Origin of the sequence: Devosia sp. 919 (assembly GCF_013185965.1) — a bacterium.
In the GTDB taxonomy this organism is placed as follows: Bacteria; Pseudomonadota; Alphaproteobacteria; order Rhizobiales; family Devosiaceae; genus Devosia.
This window is the reverse complement of the sequence record NZ_JABAOL010000004.1, coordinates 61,715-81,769: the sequence shown is the minus strand read 5'-3', so window position 1 is coordinate 81,769 and position 20,055 is coordinate 61,715. Positions and strand designations below refer to the sequence as shown.

The window sequence follows — 20,055 nt, the reverse complement described above, 5'->3', positions numbered from 1 at the left end:
ATGGGACCCAAGGGGCGGACGGGCAGCCGCAAACGCTCGCCATGCTGCTCACGCGCCTCATTGATTACGGCAGACGGCCAGCCGAAGCGTTGGCGGGGGGGAGGTTCTTGCTGGGACGGACATTTTCGGACAGCCGCGACACGCTTAAACTTGAAGGTCAGTTCCCACCATCAGTTCACCAAGAACTCGCAAGGCGCGGCCACGAAGTGGCGCCGATCCCCGTGTTGAGCCCACTATCAGGACAGGCCGGCGCGATTGCCATCGACATCGATGGCTCGCTCGATGGAGGTCACGATCCCAGGGGGTGAGAGGTTTGGAGAGCTAGAAGATGCCGACGGCCAGTTGTGCCCAGATGGCAAGAAGAGCAATGAGCGCTAAGCTTGTGCCCATTAATCGTGCGCGGACAGTTTGAACCGCTCTGAAAAGAACTTCGATTGCAGCCGAAGCTGCCGCCAATAGGCCCGCTGCTGCAAAGAAATCCTCGGCGCCCCAGTTCACTTCGCCAGACACTTGCGTGGCTACGGCCGGGAGCAAGAGCACCGCGAAGGCAGTGCACGCAAATGCCACCCGCCACTTCCAGGTGACGCCAGTCCGATGGGATAAGCGATCCATTGCGAGCCTCCACGAGCAGGCATCTGACATGGACTTCAGGCAAGCTATGGTAGCAAGCTAAGCGGACCGGTAGCAATCAGGAATCGAAGATGGCCTGGACGACCGAATGAGGGGCATTGAAGCCAGGGGCGGACTGCCCTTCGGTAGGTTCGGCGGGTAGAGGCCACAATGAAAAAGCGGGACATGCAAGCACGTCCCGCCAAGCGCTCTCTCAGAAGCGATCGTCGCGCATCTCGTACCACATGGCATTGAGGATGGCGAAAGAGCAGGCGAGCCCTACCCCGAGGATCCAGGCGAAGTACCACATTGAACTGAACTCCTAGTAAGCGTTGGGATTGCGGCCAAGGCTGGCGGTGGTGACAGGCCCGCGCATGACGCTGAAGACCCAGCTGGTGTAGCCAAGGATGATGGGCAGGAAGATGATCGTCATCACCAGCATCAGGAACAAGGTGAGCTGGCTCGACGAGCTGTCCCAAACCGTAAGGCTCATCGAGGGATCGAGCGAAGACGGGAGCAGGAACGGGAACAGCGACAATCCGGCCGTGCTGATGATGCCGAAAATGGCAAGGCTCGAGCCGATAAAGGCGGCAAGCTTGCGCCGGGCGCCAAGGGCAAGAAACGCCGTGGCCGAGCCAAGAATGGCCAGAACCGGAGCGATCATCATCCAGGGATAGGCGCTGTAATTGGCCGCCCAGGCGCCACGCTCGACCACAACGGTCTTGCCCAGCGGATTGGAGGGGCCGGCCAGGTTCTGGATGCTCGTGACCCGATAGCCATTCAGCAAGAACAGCGCCGCGATCCCGCCGACCACAAAGAGAATGATGGTGGCGAGGGCGGCCCAGCGGCCATAAAGGCGTGCCCGCTCGGCGGTGATGCCTTCGGTGCGCATGGCGATATAGCTCGCCCCCTGGGTGAGGAGCATGCAAAGGCTGACGATCCCCGCTAGCAGGGCAAAGGGCGTCAGTAGGCCAAAGAAGTTGCCGGCATAGCTGATGCGCATATTGGCATCAAAACCGAAGGGAGCGCCGAGAAAGACGTTGCCTACGGCCACGCCAAACACCACCGCCGGCACGAAGCCACCGAGGAAGAGGCCCCAATCCCAGGCCTTTTGCCAGCGCGGATCCTTGACCTTGCCGCGAAACTTGAAGCCCACCGGACGCAGGATCAGCGCCAGCAGAATGGCAATCATCGCGATGTAGAAGCCGGAAAAGCTCACCGCATAAAGGGTGGGCCAGGCGGCAAAGATCGCGCCGCCCCCCAGCACGAGCCAGACCTGGTTGCCTTCCCAGGTCGGGCCGATGAGATTGATGAGGACGCGCCGCTCCTCATCGGTGCGCCCCACCGCGGGCAGCAGGGCACCCACGCCCAGATCCATGCCACCCATGATAGCGAAACCGATCAGCAGGGTGCCAAGCAAACCCCACCAGATGAGGCGCAGCACTTCGTAGTCGAGAGGAATAGCACTCATTTAAGCTGCGATCTCCGCATTGGGGCTGGGTGCAGGCGGCGTGCGCCGACCCGTGAAATCCTCTTCGGGAAGGCCAAGCCCGAGCTTGTCGGAAGGGCCCGCCTTGATCACCCGCACCATAAGCCAGGTCATGATGACGAAAAGGACGGTGTAGACGATCATGAAGAAGGTCAGCGAGATGGCCAGGTCCCACCAGTTGAGGCCCGAGGCCGCGTAGAAGGTGGGCAGCACGCCCTCCACCACCCAAGGCTGGCGGCCATATTCGGCAATGATCCAGCCGGCTTCGATGGCGATCCAGGGCAGCGGGATGGTCAGGACGGCCGCCCACAGCAGGACACGGTTGGTGTGGAGCCGGTGCTGGCTGGCCTTGAGGAACCATAGCGCGAAAAAGACGATGTAGAACATGCCCACAAAGACCATGACGCGGAAGCTCCAGAAGAGCGGCCAGACATCGGGCACGGTATCGAGGGCTGCCTGGGTGATTTCCTCGCCCGTGGCGTTCTGGACGTCGTCGCGATACCGCTTGAGCAGCAGTGCATAGCCGAGGTCGCGCTGGTGTTCTTCGAAAAGGGCACGGGCAGCACTGTCTTCGGGATTGGCCCGGATGCCCTCGAGCCCCTTATAGGCTTCAACGCCACTGGCGATGCGCACCGCCGCATGCTCAACCAGCTCGGTGATGCCAGGCAGGTCGCGATCGAGCGAGCGCGTCGCGATCAGGCCCAGCACCCAGGGCAGCTGGACAGTAAAGGCCGGGCGGTTGTCGGCTCCAGGAATGGCAAAGAGATTGAGCCCGGCAGGGGCCGGTTCGGTCTCATACATGAGCTCCATGGCAGCAATCTTCATCTGCTGGTGCTCGGTGGCGACGTAGCCCGACTCATCGCCCAGCACCACGACCGAGAGGGCCGAGGCCAGACCGAACGAGGCGGCAACCGTCATCGAACGCTTGGCGAGCTCCACATGGCGGCCCTGGAGGAGGAACAAGGCGCTTACGCCCAGAACGAACACCGAGCCGGTGACATAGCCGGCCGAAACCGTATGCACGAACTTGGCCTGCGCCACCGGATTGAAGATCACCTCGACGAAGTTGACCACTTCCATGCGCATGGTGTCGGGATTGAAGAGCGCCCCGACCGGGTTCTGCATCCAGCCATTGGCGATCAGGATCCAGAGCGCGGAGAAGTTCGCGCCCAGGGCCACGAGCCAGGTGACCACCAGATGGGTGACCGGCTTGAGACGATCCCAGCCGAAAAAGAACAGGCCGATAAAGGTTGCTTCGAGGAAGAAGGCCATCAGGCCCTCGATGGCGAGCGGGGCGCCGAACACGTCCCCCACATAATGGCTGTAGTAGCTCCAGTTCATGCCGAACTGAAATTCCATCACGATGCCGGTTGCGACACCCATGGCGAAGTTGATGCCGAACAAGACGCCCCAGAACAATGTCATCTGCCGCCAGATCGGCCGGCGGGTCATGACATAGACGCTCTCCATGATCGCCATGAGGAACGACAGTCCCAGGGTCAGCGGCACGAAGATGAAGTGGTACATCGCTGTCGCCGCGAACTGCAGGCGCGACAGATCGACGACTGTCATATCAATCATGCGAAAAGCCCCTAATCAAACCGGCACCTGCCGGCATGAGCGCCTCGATAGGACCGGCGGGGCCAAAATACCTTGACCTAGATCAAGGCGGCCGGGGGCACGGAGCACCTAGATAAGCCCATCTTTTCGAAGGCCCCGTAATGACCGACACTCCCTTATCCGAACGCGATCGCAGCCGGTGGATCACCCGGCTTTACCGCCAAGCCGGTAGCGCCGCCGTTCTGGCGCTGGCACTGCCGCTGCTGGGCGGCGCGCTGCTGCTGGCGCAAGCCTGGGTGCTGGCCGATGTGATCCATCGCGCGGTGATCGAGGGTGCTGGCCTGACGCAGCTGGTGCCTTCCATCCTCGTTGTCGGCGGGCTGATCGGCGCCCGCGCAGCACTGGCCGTCCTGAGCGAGATCATCTCGGTGCGCGCGAGCGAGGGGCTCAAGGCCAGGCTGCGCCGCGACCTGTTGCACACCGTGCTCGCGCGGGGACCCGTATGGACCGCGCGGCAGTCTTCAGGCGCGCTCAGCACCGCTCTGGTCGAGCAGGTCGAGGCGCTGGACGGATTTTTTGCGCGCTACATGCCGGCCATGGTGCAGGCTGCCGTGCTGCCGCTGGCCTTTGCCATTGTGGCCTTCCCCATCGACTGGGTCGTGGCGTTGCTGTTCCTGTTCACCGCCCCGCTGATCCCGGTCTTCATGGCCCTCGCAGGCTGGGGCGCCGAAAGCGCCGGCAAGGCCCAGGCGCAGGCGCTGAGCCGGCTGACCGGCCGCTTCGCCGACCGGCTGCGGGGCATGGTGACCCTCAAATTGTTCGGGCGCGAAGCGGCTGAGACCGACGATATCTTCAACGCCAGCGAGGAATTGCGGCTGCGCAGCATGCGGGTCATGCGCATCGCCTTTTTGTCCTCGGCGGTGCTCGAATTCTTCGCCGCACTCGGAGTTGCCGGTGTCGCCCTTTATGTCGGGCTGACCTTTCTCGACCTCGTTTCCCTGCGCGGCAGCGAGCTGACATTGCAGGCGGGGCTGTTCTGCCTCCTCATGGCACCCGAAGTTTACCAGCCGCTGCGCCTGATGGCCGCCCATTACCATGACCGGGCATCGGCCAAGGCAGCGGCCGGCGAGATCGCCCGGCAATTGGGCGACCTGCCAGAGCTGACCACGGCGCCGGAAGCCCAGGCCGTGCCTGTGAATGCACCAGCGCAACATCGCAGCATCTCGCTGCACGCGGAAAGCCTCACCATCGCTTCGCCCGATGAGCAAAGGGTCATCACCGAGGCGGCCCTCAAGGTTCCGGCCGGCGCGCATTACGCGATCCTGGGGATGAGCGGCATTGGCAAGTCGACACTGCTGGAAGCCTTTGCCCGCCTGCGCCCATTCGAGGGCACGGTGATGCTCGATGGCATCCCGCTCGCTGCGGTGCCGGAGGGTGAACTGCGCCAGCGTGTGGCCATGCTGGGCCAGCGCCCGCGCATCTTCGCCGGCACGGTTGCCGACAATATCCGGCTGGGGTGCCCGGACGCCGACAATGCAGCCGTGCGGCGGGCGGCCGAACGGGCCAAGGTGACCGCCTTTACCGATGCGCTGCCGCTTGGGCTCGACACCCTCGTGGGCGAAAATGGCCTCGGGCTCTCGGGCGGTGAAGTGCAGCGGCTCGCTCTGGCCCGCATTTATCTGCGCGATCCCGCCCTGATCCTGCTCGATGAGCCTACAGCCCATCTCGATGCGCAAACCGAAAGCCAGGTGCTCGACGGGCTGCTCGACTTTGCCGTGGGGCGCACGCTTCTTGTCGCCACCCACTCCCATGCGGTCGCCGAGCGGATGGACAAGGTCTTCCGCATTGCCGGCGGCAGCATCCTGGCCGCACCCAACCCTGCCCGCACAGCTCTTGTTTCCCGGAAAGGCGCCGCATGAACGCGCTCCTGCACTTCGCGCCGCTGTTCGCGCGGCAACGTCGGCGCCTCCTTGTCGCCCTGCTCCTCTCGCTCGTGACCCTTGCCGCGGGCATCGCGCTGCTGGGCCTGTCCGGCTGGTTCCTGACCGCCGCCGCCATCAGCACCGCCGGGGCAGCCTTCAACCTCTTTGCGCCTTCAGCCGGGGTCCGAGGGCTGTCCTTTATCCGCATCCTGTCGCGCTATGGCGAAAAGCTTGCGGGGCATGACGCGACGCTGCGCCTCCTCAGCGACATCCGTCACTGGCTCTTTGGCAAGCTCTTTCCCATCCTGCCGCTGGGTCGCCGCCATGGCCGGGCTGACCTCGTCAGCCACCTCACCGCCGATGTGGAAGCACTCGATACTGCCTTCCTCGTGGCCTTGGGACCGATCACCACGGCCGTGCTGACGGGTCTCGCCATGAGCCTGGGCTTGAGCGCCGTGTCCGGTGCCGCTGGGCTTGTTTATGCCGGGGCGTTCTTCACCGCGGCCGTGCTCGTACCGGTGATGCTGATCCTGGCTTCCCGCCGCAGCGGGGAGGAGGCCGTGCGCGCTTCGGCAGCCCTGCGCCAGGCCGTGCTGGATGGCCTCGACTGCCACCAGGACCTGGTCCTCTTCGGGCAAACCGATCGGGCCAGCAAAGCGGCGTCTGCTGCGGGCGAACGGCTGGCCCGGGCGCGCCGGCGCCTGGGGCTTTATGGCGCACTGGCTTCGGCTACGGTGCAGGTGGCAACAGGCGCCGCCATTATCGGCATGCTCCTGGCGGGCATTCCGGCCATGCAGGCCGGGGTGCTGAACGGTCCCCTGCTTGCCGGTCTCGTGCTGGCGGTGGTCGCCAGCTTTGAAGCCTGTGCGGTGCTGGTGCGCAGCGCCACTCGGCTCGCCTCGGCTGCCGCTGCGGCCGAACGGCTGCGCGATCTAGCCGAGGAAGCGCCCGGCATACGCGAAGCCGCCAAGGCCGTCGCCGTGCCCGCTGGTGGCACGCTGCGCTTCGAGAACGTCACCTTCGGCTATGACGCCGACCGGCCAGTGCTCAAGGATGTCAGCTTCACTATCCCCAGTGGCAGCGTGGCGGCGATTGTGGGGCCCAGCGGCGCCGGCAAGTCGACCATTGCCCAGCTGCTGGCGCGTCTTTGCGATCCGCGGGCAGGTGCGGTGCAGCTCAACGGGATTGACCTGCGCGCCATCCGCGCTGCGGAGTTGCACCGGCGCTTGGCTCTGATGAGCCAGGATGCCCCTGTTTTCCTCGACACCGTGCGCGAGAACCTGTGCATCGGTGCGCCCGAGGCGAGCGACGCCGCTTTGTGGGAGGTGCTGCGCGCCGTCAAGCTCGACGGCCTCGTCGCCGGCCTGTCCGACGGGCTCGACAGCTATCTGGGCGAGGCGGGCCTGAGCCTTTCTGCCGGGCAGGCGCGCCGGCTTTGCCTCGCGCGCACCCTCCTCTCAAGCGCCGATGTGATCGTGCTGGACGAACCGACCAGCGGCCTCGATCGCGAAACCGAAGCTGCCTTCCTCGCCGACCTACCTGAGCTTGCCGGCGGACGCACCGTCATCGTCATCACCCATGCGAGCCTGCCACCCAGCGGCTTTGACACCGTGCTCAGCCTCAAGGCCGGCCGCCTCGTGCCGCTGCGCCGTACCCCATCAATCGCGGAGAACGCCCATGCCTGACCATAACCGCGCCGCAGGATTTTCCACCCAGCATCGGCGGCTTCTCGCCATGTGCGACGAACTCGAGACGGTGGCCGACAGCCTGCCCAACAATGTCGACCGGCACAAATGCCTGGCCCTCGCCCGGGCGCTTGGCCCCCTTCTGGCTGAGGCCCAGGAACTCGAGGAAGGCGAAATCTTTCCCGCGCTTCTTACCCTCAAGCCGCTGCAGGCAGAACTCGGTGGAACGCTCAAGCAGCTGCGCTTTGAACACCAGCTCGACCTGTTCTACGCCGAGGAAGTGCAGGAGATGCTGCATTCCTATGGGGAAGGACGGCGCAGCGTCTCGCCTGAAGCCGCAGGCTTCATGCTGCGCGGGTTCTTCGAGGGCCTGCGCCGCCACATCGCCTTTGAAGAGCATCTGCTAGTGCCCCTGATGCAACTGGTGGAGAAACAGCCGCGGGCGGCGCCCATCTAGACCTTGCCCGCTGCCACCGTTTGGCGCCAGACGGCGCCGCTCAATCCAGCAGCAGGCGGTAGCCGATACCGGGTTCGGTGATCAGATGCGCGGGCTGGCTCGGGTCCCGTTCCAATTTTTGCCTGAGTTGGCCGATCGCCACGCGCAGATATTGCGTGTCCTCGACATGGGCAGCGCCCCAAACTGCACTCAGCAGTTCCTTGTGGGTCAACACCTTGCGCTGCCCCGCGATAAGGCGGGTCAGCAAGGCATATTCCTTGGGCGGCAGACGGATCGGCTCGCCGGCGCGGGTCACATAGCGCAGATCGAGGTCCACCACGATGTCGCCAAAGGACACCTTGGCCTGCGAAGGCTGCACCGCTCCTCGCTGCCGGAGTGCGACGCCAATACGCGCCAGGAGTTCACCAATGCCGAAAGGCTTTTCCACATAGTCATTGGCACCCTTTTCAAGGGCCTCGATCTTTTCGCCTTCCTTGTCGCGCGCGGAAAGGATGATCACCGGGCCATCGTAGAAGGTGCGGGCTTTCACCAGCACATCCTTGCCGTCCATGTCGGGCAGGCCAAGGTCGAGGATCACTACATCGGGGCTGCGCAGCACGATTTCGCGCAAGCCCTGCGCGCCGTTATCTGCCCGCAGATGCGCATAGCCTGCCGCCTCAAGTGCCGGACCCAAAAAGCGATGCATCTGCGGCTCGTCATCGATCACGAGGACGCGTTTGCGGATTTCGGTCATGGCTTGATCCAGTGATCCTGCGGCGATTTGTTGAGGCCGATCAGCATGCGGGTGCCCTTATCGCCATGGATGGGGCTGGCGGCCTGAATGGTGCCGCCCATGGCTTCGATAAAGCCCTTGGTGATGGAAAGGCCAAGGCCAACGCCCTTGCCGCGGTCGGTAGGCTCTTCAAGGCGCCGGAACTTGTCAAACACCCGCTCCAGCTCGGCGGTGGGAATGCCGCGGCCCTCATCCTCGATGCTGATCACGATCTTGGAGCGGTCCTCATAGGCGGCGATGCTGATTTCGGTGTTGTCGGGCGAATAGGCAATGGCGTTTTCGAGGATATTGACCACGGCTTGTTCCAGCAAACCGGGATCGACGATGACCATGGGCAGTGCCGTGGGGAAATCATAGGAAATGGAATGCTCGCCCAAGCGCCGGCTGAGGCGGGCGGCGGCCGCCCGCAGAATGGCTTCAACATCGCAGGCTTCGAGGCGGAGCGTCACGCCATTGCCCTCGAGCCGGGTCATGTCGAGGAGGTTGCGGATATAATGATTGAGGCGCTCGGCCTCCTCGCGGATGGAGTGGAGCAGGTCGAGCTTGACCGGGGCTTCGAGCTTGTCGCCCAGCTCGATCAGCGTCGAGGACGCGCCCAGGACTGTCGACAGCGGCGTGCGCAAATCGTGGCTGACGGAGTTGAGGAGCGCGGTGCGGAAGCGGTCGGAGCGGCGCAGGGTTTCGGCTTCCACCGATTGGAGCACTAGATCGGCGCGTTCCAGCGCCACGCCGCCGCCATCGGCCAGCGCAGTCAGGAGTTTTTCGCGGTCTGAGCCTGGCAGCGGCGCCTGGGCCTCCACGCCCAGAACGCCGGTGCGGCTGGCGACGCCCTGGAGGGGCCGGAAGGTCCAGCTGGTTTGCGGCAGCGTGCCGGTGCCCTGCCCTGCCAGCTCGCCCCGTTCCCAGGACCAACGGGCGGCCGCCATGGCACCGGCGCCGAGCTGGGCCAGATCGGGCGCGCCGGCCACCAGTTCCAGATCATCGCCCCGGGGCAAGAGCACCACCGATTTGGCCCCGGTCACTGCCGTGGTCTGCTCCACCAAGGCCTTGGCCGCGTCGAGGCGGGTGGGCGCGCGCGAAAAGGCGCGGCTGGCGACAAGGAGCGAGGCGACATCGCCGGCCCGGCGCTGGGCATCTCGGGTGCGATCGCGTGAGCGGCCGGCGAGAATGCCGGTGGCCAGGGCCACGGCGAGGAACACCAGCAGGGTCAGAAGGTCCGTGGGCGAGCCGATGGCAAAGCTGTAGCGGGGGCTGAGGAAGAGGAGGTTATAAAGCAAGAAGGCGAAAACGGCGGCCACAAGGCCCGGCCACAAGCCATGAAGAATCGCGGCGGCGAGAATGGCGGCCAGATAGATCATACCCAGATCGGCGCGTTCGAAGCGCTGATCCAGCAGGTGGGCAATGCCGGTGGCCGCGGCCACATAAACCATGCCCACAAGGTGGGAGGGCCAGCTATGGCGCAGGCCGCGCAGCCACCACCAGCGCCGCTGTGCCGGAGCACTTTCCCCCGGCTCGGTGACCACATGGATGGAAACGCCCCGGGCGGCGCGCAGCAATTCGGCGGCCAAGGACAGGCCCAACAGTTCGCGCAGGCGGCTATCGGGGCCCTTGCCGATCACGATTTGGGTGACGTTGTTCTGGCCGGCATATTGCAGGGCTGTAGCAACCAGATTGTCGCCATTGAGCACGACGGTGGTGGCGCCCAGCTGTTCGGCGAGCTTGAGCGCATCGGTCAGGCGCGAGGTGGTGCCGGCATCGCCGTCTTCGTGGCGGCCGCGCGAGATATGGGCGACGATCCAGGGGGCGTCCTTCATGGTGTCCGAGAGGCGCCGGCCCTGCCGGACCAGGCCGCCCGCCATGGCATCATCGGCGACCAGCACCAGAATGCGATCGCCAGCGGCCCAAGGCCCTTCGAGCCCCTTGACGCGCATGGCGGCATTGAGTTGGTCATCCACGGTTTGCGCGGCGCGGCGCAGCGCCAGTTCACGCAAGGCGGTGAGGTTTTCGGGCTTGAAGAAATTGTCGGCGGCGAGGCGCGCGGTTTCGGGCACATAAACCTTGCCGGCGGCCATGCGCTCGCGCAGCTCGGCCGGGGTGATGTCGACCACTTCGATATCGTCGGCGCGCGAGAGGGCACTGTCGGGCACAGTTTCGCGCTGGCGCACGCCCGTGATCTTGAGCACCACATCCACCAGGCTTTCGAGGTGCTGGACATTGAGCGTCGTCCAAACATCGATGCCAGCGCAAAGCAGTTCTTCCACATCCTGCCAGCGCTTGGGATGGCGCGAGCCCGAGGCATTGGTGTGGGCATATTCATCAACGATCAGCAGTTCGGGCCGGCGAGCCAGCGAAGCGTCGATGTCAAATTCGAGGAGCGTGCGGCCGCGATGGTCGATGGGTTGGCGCGGCAGAACTTCGAGCCCGCGCAAGAGGCTCTCGGTTTCTTTGCGGCCATGGGTTTCCACGAGGCCCACCACCACGTCGAGGCCCTCCGCCTTGCGGCGGCGGGCCTGGCGCAGCATTTCATAAGTCTTGCCGACGCCCGGGGCCATGCCCAGGAACACTTTGAGCTTGCCGCGATGCGCGTTTTGCGCGGCGATGAGCAAAGCTTCGGGATCCGGGCGTCGGTAGTCTTGCAAGGCGAGTTTACTCCGTGGGCGCCGGCAGGGGATAGGCGCTGTCGAGGGCCAGATTGGTCAGCAACACATTGACCCTGGGCTGGCCGATAAAGCCAAGCAAGGGGGTTTCGGTGTTCTGGGCAATAACCATGCGCACCGCTTGGGCGTCGATGCCGCGGGCTGCGGCAATGCGGTCGGCCTGCAGGTCGGCAAATTCGGGCGAAATCTCAGGGTCGAGACCCGAGCCCGAAGTGGTGACCGCATCGGGCGGTACGGGGGCACCGGCGGGGGCATAGTCCCGCACCGCCGCCGCATCGCTCGCCACCCGCTCAAGGAGAGCGGGATTGAGCGGCCCCAGATTGGAGCCCGAGGAGCCGGCGGCATTATAGCCGTTGCCGGCCGCCGATGGGCGGGGCCACAGATAATGGGGCGCGGTGGTGACTTGCCCGATCAGGCTCGAGCCGATCACGACGCCCTCATTGTTGCGCAGCAGCGAGCCCTCGGCCTGGGCGGGGAACAGCGCGCTACCGGCGGCGGTCACCACCGCGGGGTAAGCGCCGCCCAGCAGCAGCGAAAACAGCAGCATGGAGACAAGGGCGGGTCTGGCTTGGTTCAGCATTTTCCTGGTTCCTTTCCTAGGCCAGACCGACAGCGGTGAGCACCAGATCGATCAGCTTGATGCCGATAAAGGGCGCCACCAGCCCGCCAAGGCCATAGATCAAGAGATTGCGCGACAAGAGCGCTCCGGCGCCCACGGCACGGTATTTGACGCCACGCAGGGCCAGCGGGATCAGCGCCACGATCACCAGCGCGTTGAAGATCACGGCCGAGAGAATGGCGCTTTCGGGGCTTTGCAGCGCCATGACGTTGAGGGCCTGCAGCTGGGGCAGCACGCCGACAAACAGGGCCGGGATGATGGCGAAATACTTGGCTACGTCGTTGGCGATGGAGAAGGTGGTCAGCGCACCGCGGGTGATCAGCATCTGCTTGCCCACTTCCACGATCTCGATGACCTTGGTGGGATCGCTGTCGAGATCCACCATATTGCCCGCTTCACGGGCCGCCTGGGCGCCGGTCTGCATGGCCACGCCCACATCAGCCTGCGCGAGGGCTGGAGCGTCATTGGCGCCGTCGCCGCACATGGCAACGAGCCGGCCCTTGCCCTGTTCTTCGCGGATCAAGCGCAGCTTGTCCTCAGGGGTGGCTTCGGCCAGGAAGTCGTCAACGCCCGCTTCCGCGGCAATGGCGGCGGCGGTGACCGGGTTGTCGCCGGTGATCATCACCGTGCGTAGGCCCATTTTGCGCAGATCGGCAAAGCGGGCGGCCACGCCGGGTTTGACCACGTCCTTGAGGTGGATGACGCCCAGGAGGTTGCTGCCTTCGGCGACCCCGAGCGGGGTGCCGCCGGAGCGGGCAATGCGTTCCACCGCCTGGCGGAAGGCGGCCGGGGTGTCGGCCGCGCTTTTGCCGGTGAAGCGCAAAATGGCGTCCACCGAGCCCTTACGCCAGCTTTTGCCGCCGGCATCGAGGCCCGAAAGGCGGGTGGTAGCCGAGAACGGTATCACATTGGCGCCGGCCGGCACGTCGGTGACGACGCCCTTGTTGCGCCCGAGTTCCACAATGGAGCGGCCCTCGGGTGTTTCATCGCCGAGCGAGGCCATCACCGCGGCCTGGAAAGCCAGGTCGTCGCGAATGCCAGGCGAGGCGATCACTTCGGTGGCCATGCGGTTGCCAAAGGTGATGGTGCCGGTCTTGTCGAGCAGGAGCGTGTCGACATCGCCCGCCGCTTCCACCGCGCGGCCGGACGTGGCCAGCACATTGACTTTGAGCAGCCGGTCCATGCCGGCAATGCCCACGGCCGAGAGGAGCCCGCCGATAGTGGTGGGGATCAGGCAGACAAAAAGGGCGCCCAGCACCACGGGATCAAGCGCGAGGCCGGAATAGGCGGCAAAGCCCAGGAGGGTCACGACGGCGATCAGGAAGATCAGGGTGAGGCCGGCAAGAAGCACGGCCAGCGCGATCTCGTTGGGGGTCTTGCGGCGATCAGCGCCTTCCACCATGGCGATCATGCGATCAAGGAAAGTGGAGCCGGGCTGGGCGGTGACGCGCACCTTGATCCAGTCCGAAACAACCGTTGTGCCGCCAGTGACGGCCGAGCGGTCGCCGCCCGACTCGCGGATCACCGGAGCCGATTCACCGGTGATAGCCGCTTCGTTGACCGAAGCGATGCCCTCGATGATTTCGCCGTCCACGGGGATAACGTCACCGGCCTCAACGAGGATGATCTGCCCCAGGCCCAGTTCATGGGCCGGCGTGGGGACGATCAGGCCCTGCTTTTCGTCAACGATCAGCTTGGCCTTGGTGGTGGTGCGGGTGGCGCGCAGGCTATCGGCCGCCGCCTTGCCGCGCCCTTCGGCGACGCTTTCGGCGAAGTTGGCAAATAGCACCGTGGCCCAGAGCCAAAGCGCGATGGCGGTGGCAAAGCCGCCATTGCCGCCCGAGGTAAAGGCCACCACCGCCGAAATGCTGGCCAGCACCGCCACCAGTTCGGTGGCGAGAATAACCGGATTGCCGAAGAGCTTGCGGGGGTCGAGCTTGCTGAAGCTCTCACCCACCGCCCGGCCGAGCATGGCCGGCGAAAAGCTGCTGGCCAGGCGCCTCGGGGTCGACGCCTCGGTGTTGAAATCCACTGATGTCATGATGAGAAACCTTAATTGGCCCCAATCGTCTCAAGCACCTGGAGGTGCTCGACGATCGGGCCGAGGGCGAGTGCAGGGAAATACTGCAGGGCACCCAGAATGATGATGATGCCGATCAGCAGGCCGATAAACAGCGTGCCGCTGGTGGGCAGCGTGCCGGCGCTGGGGGCCAGCTTGGGCTTGGCCGCAATGCTGCCGGCGATGGCAAGCACCGCCACGATGGGAATAAAGCGCCCCATCAGCATGGCCAGGCCCAGCGTGGTGTTCCACCAGGGCACATTGGCCGAGATGCCGCCAAAGGCCGAGCCGTTATTGGCCGTGGCCGAGGTATAGGCATAAAGCAGCTCGCTCAGGCCATGCGCACCGGGGTTGAAGAGGCTCGACAAGCCGCCGGGCCACACCACGGTGAGCGCCGCCCAACCCAGGGTCGAGAGTGGCACGATCAGGAGCGCCACCATGGCGAACTGGATTTCGCGCGCCTCGATCTTCTTGCCCAGATATTCGGGCGTGCGCCCGACCATGAGGCCAGCCACGAACACCGAGAGCACGGCCATGACGACCATGATGGCAATGCCCGAGCCGATGCCGCCGGGCAGGATTTCACCCAGCATCATCAAGAGCATGGCCATACCGCCGCCCAGGGGCGAGAAGCTGTCATGCATGCCGTTGACCGAGCCGTTGGAGGCGCCGGTGGTTTGGGCCGCCCAGGCGGCCGTGCTGGCGATGCCGAAGCGGGTTTCCTTGCCCTCGAGGTTGAGGGGGTTCTCGATCCCGGCGGCAACAAGGGCGGGAGCGGGTTGGGCTTCGCTGTGGTAGATCACTGCGGCGCCGGCCGCCAGGATGATGATGGCGGCCGTGGCGAGGGCGCGAATATCCTTGCGGGCAATGGCCGTGCGGCCAAAGGCAAAGAATGCGGCCCAGCCCAGTACGTTGATGGCTACAGCGGTCAGGAGATTGGTGAGCGGGCTGGGGTTCTCGAAGGGATGGGCTGAGTTGGCGTTGAAAATGCCGCCGCCATTGATGCCCAATTGCTTGATGGCGAGTTGGCTAGCGGTGGGCGCCACCGAAATGGTTTGGCTCGCGCCTTCAAGCGTCGTCGCCGAAACACCGGCCGCGAGATTTTGCACCACACCGATGCCAACGAGGCCCACGGCAAAGACCAGCGACAGGGGCAGCAGCACATAAAGCGTGGTGCGCACCAGATCGGCCCAGAAATTGCCGATGCCGGCTTCCTTATTGCCCGCGAAAGCGCGAGCGAGCGCGGCAGCGATGGCAGCACCGGTGCCGGCAGAAACGAAGTTCTGCGTGGTCAGGCCCACCATCTGGGTGAAGTGGCTCATCGTGGTTTCGCCGGCATAGCTTTGCCAATTGGTGTTGGACACAAAGCTGACCGCCGTGTTGAAGGCGAGATCCGGAGTCACCCCGGCAAAGCCCTGCGGATTGAACGGCAGCACGCCCTGCAGGCGCAGCATCGTATAAAGCAGCAGAAAGCCGACGAGGTTGAAAGCGAGCAGCGAAGCGCCATAGCCCAGCCAGCCCTGCGAGCGGTTGGGGTCGATGCCGCAAGCGGCGTAAAAGCCGCGCTCGATGGGCTTGAGCACGGGGTCGAGCCAGGTGCTTTCCCGGTTCCAGACGCGCGACATGAAAATACCCAATGGCCAGCCCAATGCGAGGGCGAGACCAAGGGTCAGGGCGATTTCCGCCCATCCTTGCCAGTTCATTTTGGTGAGTTTCCGCTAAAGTTTGTCAGGCCGGAACAGGGCGATAACCATGTAAACGGCAATGGCGAGGGCGCCGGCGCCCCAGAGCAAGAACAGCATGGCGCTACACGCGAGCCAGCAGCCGGGCCAGGGCATAAGTCAGGGCAAAAAACCCCAGGCCAAGGGCCAGAAAGAAGATGTCGAACATATCGAGCCTCCGGAAAGAGAGGCCCGGACATTCCTCCCGCGGAGCGTAAAGTTTCCATACGAAAAGCAGTCATGCCGCATAAGGCCGCCATAAAGAAAAGAGGCGCCGGGAGGCGCCTCAAAACAATAGGGTGGCAAGGACCACAAGGCCGCTGCAGAACGGCAGTCCCACCGCGCTTACCAGCAGCAGCACGTCCCGTTCGGCCTCCCGGTCGCGCTCTCGCCGCGACCGTCGCACCGGGGCGGCGCCATGAACCACCCGCGCCCGCGCCTGGCAAAACAGCATCCAGGCCATCACGCCACCCTGGAAAGGATCAGGGCGTCATCGGGTTCGCAATCCTGCAGCGCCAGGCGCATTTCAGCGGCCGTGACCACATTGCGCCGATTGGCGAGGCTGTCCCCGGTCACGTCATGGAGGCGGAACAGAAAGCCGTCGAAACCGGTCACCAGATACCAGCGCGGCTCGGTTTCCGCCGCCAGGCGCGGCAGATGAAGGCGCATGATGCAGATCTGGCGGCGTGCGAGATAGCCCAGGATCATTTCGGGCGTGCCGGGCATGGGCTCCTCGATGAGCCGATCGGCGAGATCGGGCGCCGGCAAGGCGCCCGTGGCTTGAAACCCAATGCGGACCACATAACGGAGCCGCGCCGCGGCAAGCGCCATGGCATGCGCCACGGGCAAGTCAGCGCCTTCCGAGTTCAGTTCCTGGGCCACGACCTGGCGGGCGCGCGGCGTCAGCAGCATGGCAGGCTCCAATGCGCCCATGGCCACCAGCAGGCACTGGGCGGCCGACTCTTCGGGGGCAACCGGATCGTGCCAGGGCACGGCAATGTCACTATAAGAGCGGGACTGATGACCGTTCCAGAGCCCGAAGGCCCATTCGCCCGAGCCCAGATCGAAAAAGCCGTGCTCGGCATAAAGGCGCGCCAAGCCATCGGCGCGCTCGGGCACAGCGGCATAAAGCACGGCGCCGCCTTCGGAGCGGGCACGGCCCACGAGGGTTTCGAGCAGGAGGTGCCCAATGCCACGGCAGCGTACATCGGGGCTCACCAGCAGGAATGGGAGGGAGGCCTCTGCAGCGCTATAGCCGTGCGCCAAGATGCCAACGCCAACCACGAGGTGGCATTCGGTGGCCACCAGCACATAGGCACCCTCCCCTTGCAGCAGTTCGGGCCAATCGAGGGCGGTGTGCTTGCCTTCGCCACAGGCTCGCTCGCTCAGGGCCCGCAATTGCGGCAGGTCCGCTTCCCCCGCTCGGCGCAAGCGGGCAAAGGTGGAAAAATGAGCGAAAAACGCATGAGCCGACATGGTGTGTCGTTCTCCTTGAAACAAAATGGGGGCTGGTGGTGGGGTGCGCGGCCGATCAGGTCAGCAGGACGAGGGCCCCGACCACTGCAATCGCGTAAAGCAGGGCCACCACGACCAGGGTGATCCGCGCGCGCCGCCCAAGCGCCGCACCCTCGCATTGCGCGGCACCGCCGAAATGGCGATGCAGATACCAGTTGTACCGGTACATCTCGAAACTCCACGAACGAACCGGCGCGAAGATGCTCCCGGGGCGCGTAAAGTTTCGATGTGAATTGGGGGTTAGGTACGTAAAGCCGAGCTAAAGATGCGGTGCCCACACGGTCCACAGCACAGCGCTACGGTCTGCTGAAGGTGCACTCTCTGCCCTTAGGGGGCGGACCGTGCTTGTGCCCGGCCCCGCGCGTCATCGCAGATTCTGCAGCAAGTTCCCTTGCTTGCTTGATGCGACTATCTCAATCAGCCGATCGCCTGGGATGGGCCGCGACAGCAAATAGCCCTGGAAGCTGGCGCAGCCCAAGTTCCTCAGCCGTTGCAGCTGCAAGTCGTCTTCTACACCTTCAGCAGTCACGCTCACGCCCAAGGCATGCGCCATTTCTATGATGGAACGGACAATCGTGCTCGTGGCCGTATCCCGCAGGAGGTCACGGGTAATCGATTGATCGATCTTGAGCTTGTCGACGCTGTGGTGCCGCAAATGGCTGATGGAGGAATATCCGGTGCCGAAATCATCGAGTGCAATTCTGATCCCGGCTGTTCTCAGCTTTGCCAGCGTATCGCGCACCATTGGCGAATTTTTCAGCAGGATACCTTCGGTAATCTCCAGTTCAAGCCTGTCAGGCGGCAGATGCTGGCTGGAAAGAACGTCGAGGATGCGATCGGCGAGGCTGGGATCATCAAACTGGAGGGGGGACACGTTAACCGCGATCCAGGGCAGCTCGGCCCTGGCTGCAAAGCCGCAGGCTTGTGCCAAAACCCAGAGGCCAAGCTCGTGAATGACACCCCGCTCTTCGGCATCGCCTATGAAGCTGTCGGGCGACAGCGGGCCGCGCACCGGATGGTTCCAGCGCACCAAGGCCTCGGCCCCGACGATCTCCCCGCCCAGTGCGCCGTAAATGGGCTGATAAAGCAAATGGAGCTCGGTTCCTCCGAGGAGGGCATTGCGTAAGTCGACTTCCAAGATCCGCTTCTCCCGCCGCAACTGGTCCATCGAGAGATCGTAGATCCTGAAGCAGTTCCGGCCGGCAGCCTTGGCGGCATAAAGCGCCACATCGGCACACCGCATCATTTCAGCGGTGGATACCGCGTCCCCAGCTTCAAGGGCGACACCGAGGCTGGCCGTGACATTGACCGCCTCGCCGCCAAGCACAAAGGGATCGTGGAAGCTGTCCAGCATCGATTGACACAAGAAACGCGCATGTCCGTCGCTGACAACGCCAGGCTGCACGAGCGCGAATTCGTCGCCCCCCAGACGGGTCAGCGTCGCTCCTTCAGGGAGGGTGGCAGACAAGCGGCGCGCAACCTGCTTGATAAGCTGGTCACCGGCTGCATGGCCGAGCGTGTCGTTGATCTCCTTGAATTTGTCGAGGTCGATGCAAACCAGCGCGACTTTGGCCTTGGCCAGATACTCATACTGCAGTGCCTCCTGCAGCCGAACTTCAAAGAGGGCCCGGTTGGCAATGCCGGTCAAGGGATCGTGGAAGGCCAGGAACTCGATCTGGGCTTGGCTTTGCTCCAGTTGTAGCGTGGTTCGCCGCAGCCACACCAGCAAGCCGCCCATCCCGGCGGAGCCCAACAGCAACAAGCCCAGCGCGGCAGGGGCGCTATCCTTCAACAATGCCAGTGCCGGTTTTATTGGTGTCCAAACAACAAAGCCAACTATGCGGCCAGCATTGCTGAGCAGCGGTAGTGTACCGCTACCCTTACCGGGTCCCCCGATCCGAAGGTCAGTCAAACCCGCTTGCCGACCGAGCTGGTCGAGAAATCCCGAGCCTAGCAAGACAACTGAAACATGCAGGAATTCACTGCCTGGAGTCTGGGTTACGGCGCGACTTGTTGGAACAACGGGCCTGATGCTCACAAACGCCAGTTGCCCGTCGGTTAGGCGGGCGGTTTCAGACAGTCCCAAGCCAGTAATCGCGGCAGTTGAGTCGCTCATGGCTGCTGAAACGGCGGCCATCTCCTGACGAAGCAACTGCGTTAGTGCTTCGACGGTTGGCAAGTCACGGGGGTCGACCTCGGGTTCCGCCGTCACGCCCTCGTTGGCGGCTCGCACCACGCGGTTATCCGGCGCAATGACGTAGACGCGATCGTGCTTGAAGAAGGTCCCCATCCACTCGACCAGATTCTGGGCGATCCAGGTCTGGTTCGCCGCCCGTAGGTTGACGACGGCATCGTCTCCGGCAGCGGAGCTGTCCTGCTCCATAGCGATGCGCTCTTTGCGAGCAGCAATTCCGGCGGCAATATAATGCTGTTCTTCCACCAGTTCCCTGGTGTCTATTCTATGAACTGCCCACCACGCGGCCACGGCAAAGGCAAGCACAAGCGCCAAAGCTAAACAGAGCGAAACCGTCGCCACTGGCCTTATGCTGTGCTCTTTGCCGTGTTGAAGTCTATTCATGACGCGGATGCCGATTTACGCACACGTTAGTCGGCCAACCTGGCAGCCGCTTTCGTAAGGATCTCTGCCGCACATCAAACTATCAAAGTAGTTACGGTCACATTACTTTCGCCCTCTTAAACGCTCTGCTGGAGAAATCTGAATTCTCCATGGATCATTTCAGGCCTTGTGCGCTCAGTAGCGAGCCCCAATTCCCCACCGCAGCCTTATAAGGTTAGTTGACTGGCAGAAGTATCAAGAAGAGCCTGCCCTGAAACAGGGCTACTTACCTTCCAGTACTTGGGCCCGGACCATCGAAGGATCGTGAACTGCTCGGCCGCAGGAGCAAGACCATGCTTGCCAACTGCCATCGATGAGAACAAGCTGCCTCGGCCGGACCGGTGGATGCAGTTGGACACACCACCGCGGCCGG

The 20,055-nt window shown here is 64.0% G+C and carries 17 protein-coding genes; 4 read left to right on the top strand and 13 right to left on the bottom strand.

Annotation, left to right across the window (positions count from 1 at the left end):
- The coding region (locus tag HRQ64_RS19565) for a gamma-glutamyltransferase (RefSeq protein ID WP_172125830.1) at nt 1-308 on the top strand (308 nt) is incomplete at its 5' end.
- Nucleotides 309-321: 13 nt separating this feature from the next.
- Here HRQ64_RS19565 and HRQ64_RS19560 read toward each other — a convergent pair.
- From HRQ64_RS19560 to HRQ64_RS19545, 4 genes are all read right to left on the bottom strand, one after another.
- The gene (locus HRQ64_RS19560; RefSeq protein ID WP_172125828.1) at nt 322-612 is read right to left on the bottom strand and encodes a hypothetical protein; all 291 of its coding nucleotides are present in this window, start codon (nt 610-612) and stop codon (nt 322-324) included.
- 211 nt (nt 613-823) lie between these two features.
- Nucleotides 824-919, bottom strand: a complete 96-nt coding sequence (gene cydX / locus HRQ64_RS19555; protein WP_127754398.1) for a cytochrome bd-I oxidase subunit CydX — start codon at nt 917-919, stop codon at nt 824-826.
- 12 nt (nt 920-931) lie between these two features.
- Complete coding sequence (gene cydB / locus HRQ64_RS19550) at nt 932-2,080, bottom strand: cytochrome d ubiquinol oxidase subunit II (RefSeq protein WP_172125826.1); 1,149 nt, start codon at nt 2,078-2,080, stop codon at nt 932-934.
- Complete coding sequence (locus HRQ64_RS19545; protein WP_127754400.1) at nt 2,081-3,679, bottom strand: cytochrome ubiquinol oxidase subunit I; 1,599 nt, start codon at nt 3,677-3,679, stop codon at nt 2,081-2,083.
- A 140-nt stretch (nt 3,680-3,819) separates the two neighbouring features.
- On the opposite strand from HRQ64_RS19545, the gene cydD reads away from it, so the two are divergent.
- The 3 genes from cydD to HRQ64_RS19530 are packed head-to-tail and all read left to right on the top strand — an operon-like array spanning nt 3,820 to nt 7,722.
- Nucleotides 3,820-5,577, top strand: a complete 1,758-nt coding sequence (gene cydD, locus HRQ64_RS19540; RefSeq protein WP_172125824.1) for a thiol reductant ABC exporter subunit CydD — start codon at nt 3,820-3,822, stop codon at nt 5,575-5,577.
- The gene (gene cydC / locus HRQ64_RS19535) at nt 5,574-7,265 is read left to right on the top strand and encodes a thiol reductant ABC exporter subunit CydC (protein ID WP_172125822.1); all 1,692 of its coding nucleotides are present in this window, start codon (nt 5,574-5,576) and stop codon (nt 7,263-7,265) included. The genes cydD and cydC overlap by 4 nt, the downstream gene beginning before the upstream one ends.
- Nucleotides 7,258-7,722 (top strand): hemerythrin domain-containing protein, encoded by a 465-nt coding sequence (locus HRQ64_RS19530; RefSeq protein WP_172125820.1) that lies wholly within the window; start codon nt 7,258-7,260, stop codon nt 7,720-7,722. The genes cydC and HRQ64_RS19530 overlap by 8 nt, the downstream gene beginning before the upstream one ends.
- Before the next feature lie 40 nt (nt 7,723-7,762).
- Here HRQ64_RS19530 and HRQ64_RS19525 read toward each other — a convergent pair whose 3' ends face one another.
- The 9 genes from HRQ64_RS19525 to HRQ64_RS19485 form a co-directional block, all read right to left on the bottom strand.
- The gene (locus tag HRQ64_RS19525) at nt 7,763-8,455 is read right to left on the bottom strand and encodes a response regulator (protein WP_127754404.1); all 693 of its coding nucleotides are present in this window, start codon (nt 8,453-8,455) and stop codon (nt 7,763-7,765) included.
- Entirely contained in the window at nt 8,452-11,133 is a 2,682-nt protein-coding gene (locus HRQ64_RS19520; RefSeq protein ID WP_248307253.1) for a sensor histidine kinase KdpD, read from the bottom strand. Before HRQ64_RS19520 ends, HRQ64_RS19525 begins: the two co-directional genes overlap by 4 nt.
- Before the next feature lie 7 nt (nt 11,134-11,140).
- Entirely contained in the window at nt 11,141-11,731 is a 591-nt protein-coding gene (kdpC, locus tag HRQ64_RS19515; RefSeq protein ID WP_172125818.1) for a potassium-transporting ATPase subunit KdpC, read from the bottom strand.
- Between the two features lie 16 nt (nt 11,732-11,747).
- Entirely contained in the window at nt 11,748-13,811 is a 2,064-nt protein-coding gene (kdpB, locus tag HRQ64_RS19510) for a potassium-transporting ATPase subunit KdpB (protein ID WP_172125816.1), read from the bottom strand.
- An 11-nt stretch (nt 13,812-13,822) separates the two neighbouring features.
- Nucleotides 13,823-15,532 (bottom strand): potassium-transporting ATPase subunit KdpA, encoded by a 1,710-nt coding sequence (kdpA, locus tag HRQ64_RS19505; protein WP_172125814.1) that lies wholly within the window; start codon nt 15,530-15,532, stop codon nt 13,823-13,825.
- A gap of 304 nt (nt 15,533-15,836) precedes the next feature.
- A complete protein-coding gene (locus HRQ64_RS19500) occupies nt 15,837-16,013 on the bottom strand; it encodes a hypothetical protein (RefSeq protein ID WP_172125812.1) in 177 nt (58 codons plus the stop codon).
- A complete protein-coding gene (locus tag HRQ64_RS19495; protein WP_172125810.1) occupies nt 16,013-17,026 on the bottom strand; it encodes a GNAT family N-acetyltransferase in 1,014 nt (337 codons plus the stop codon). Before HRQ64_RS19495 ends, HRQ64_RS19500 begins: the two co-directional genes overlap by 1 nt.
- A gap of 55 nt (nt 17,027-17,081) precedes the next feature.
- Nucleotides 17,082-17,234: a hypothetical protein gene (locus HRQ64_RS19490; RefSeq protein WP_172125808.1), complete on the bottom strand. Its 153-nt coding sequence runs from the start codon at nt 17,232-17,234 to the stop codon at nt 17,082-17,084.
- Between the two features lie 195 nt (nt 17,235-17,429).
- Nucleotides 17,430-19,643 carry an EAL domain-containing protein gene (locus tag HRQ64_RS19485; RefSeq protein WP_172125806.1) on the bottom strand — a complete coding sequence of 738 codons (2,214 nt, stop codon included), beginning with the start codon at nt 19,641-19,643 and terminating at the stop codon, nt 17,430-17,432.
- Nucleotides 19,644-20,055: the final 412 nt, after the last annotated feature.

Excerpts from the sequence above, each read along its gene's own strand:
- kdpA (WP_172125814.1), bottom strand. The coding sequence starts at position 15,532 with ATGAACTGGCAAGGATGGGCGGAAATCGCCCTGACCCTTGGTCTCGCC.
- HRQ64_RS19560 (WP_172125828.1), bottom strand. The coding sequence starts at position 612 with ATGGATCGCTTATCCCATCGGACTGGCGTCACCTGGAAGTGGCGGGTG.
- kdpC (WP_172125818.1), bottom strand. The coding sequence starts at position 11,731 with ATGCTGAACCAAGCCAGACCCGCCCTTGTCTCCATGCTGCTGTTTTCG.
- HRQ64_RS19485 (WP_172125806.1), bottom strand. The coding sequence starts at position 19,643 with ATGAATAGACTTCAACACGGCAAAGAGCACAGCATAAGGCCAGTGGCG.
- cydB (WP_172125826.1), bottom strand. The coding sequence starts at position 2,080 with ATGAGTGCTATTCCTCTCGACTACGAAGTGCTGCGCCTCATCTGGTGG.
- cydC (WP_172125822.1), top strand. The coding sequence starts at position 5,574 with ATGAACGCGCTCCTGCACTTCGCGCCGCTGTTCGCGCGGCAACGTCGG.
- HRQ64_RS19500 (WP_172125812.1), bottom strand. The coding sequence starts at position 16,013 with ATGGCCTGGATGCTGTTTTGCCAGGCGCGGGCGCGGGTGGTTCATGGC.
- HRQ64_RS19525 (WP_127754404.1), bottom strand. The coding sequence starts at position 8,455 with ATGACCGAAATCCGCAAACGCGTCCTCGTGATCGATGACGAGCCGCAG.
- HRQ64_RS19490 (WP_172125808.1), bottom strand. The coding sequence starts at position 17,234 with ATGTACCGGTACAACTGGTATCTGCATCGCCATTTCGGCGGTGCCGCG.
- cydD (WP_172125824.1), top strand. The coding sequence starts at position 3,820 with ATGACCGACACTCCCTTATCCGAACGCGATCGCAGCCGGTGGATCACC.
- HRQ64_RS19530 (WP_172125820.1), top strand. The coding sequence starts at position 7,258 with ATGCCTGACCATAACCGCGCCGCAGGATTTTCCACCCAGCATCGGCGG.
- HRQ64_RS19545 (WP_127754400.1), bottom strand. The coding sequence starts at position 3,679 with ATGATTGATATGACAGTCGTCGATCTGTCGCGCCTGCAGTTCGCGGCG.
- HRQ64_RS19495 (WP_172125810.1), bottom strand. The coding sequence starts at position 17,026 with ATGTCGGCTCATGCGTTTTTCGCTCATTTTTCCACCTTTGCCCGCTTG.
- cydX (WP_127754398.1), bottom strand. The coding sequence starts at position 919 with ATGTGGTACTTCGCCTGGATCCTCGGGGTAGGGCTCGCCTGCTCTTTC.
- kdpB (WP_172125816.1), bottom strand. The coding sequence starts at position 13,811 with ATGACATCAGTGGATTTCAACACCGAGGCGTCGACCCCGAGGCGCCTG.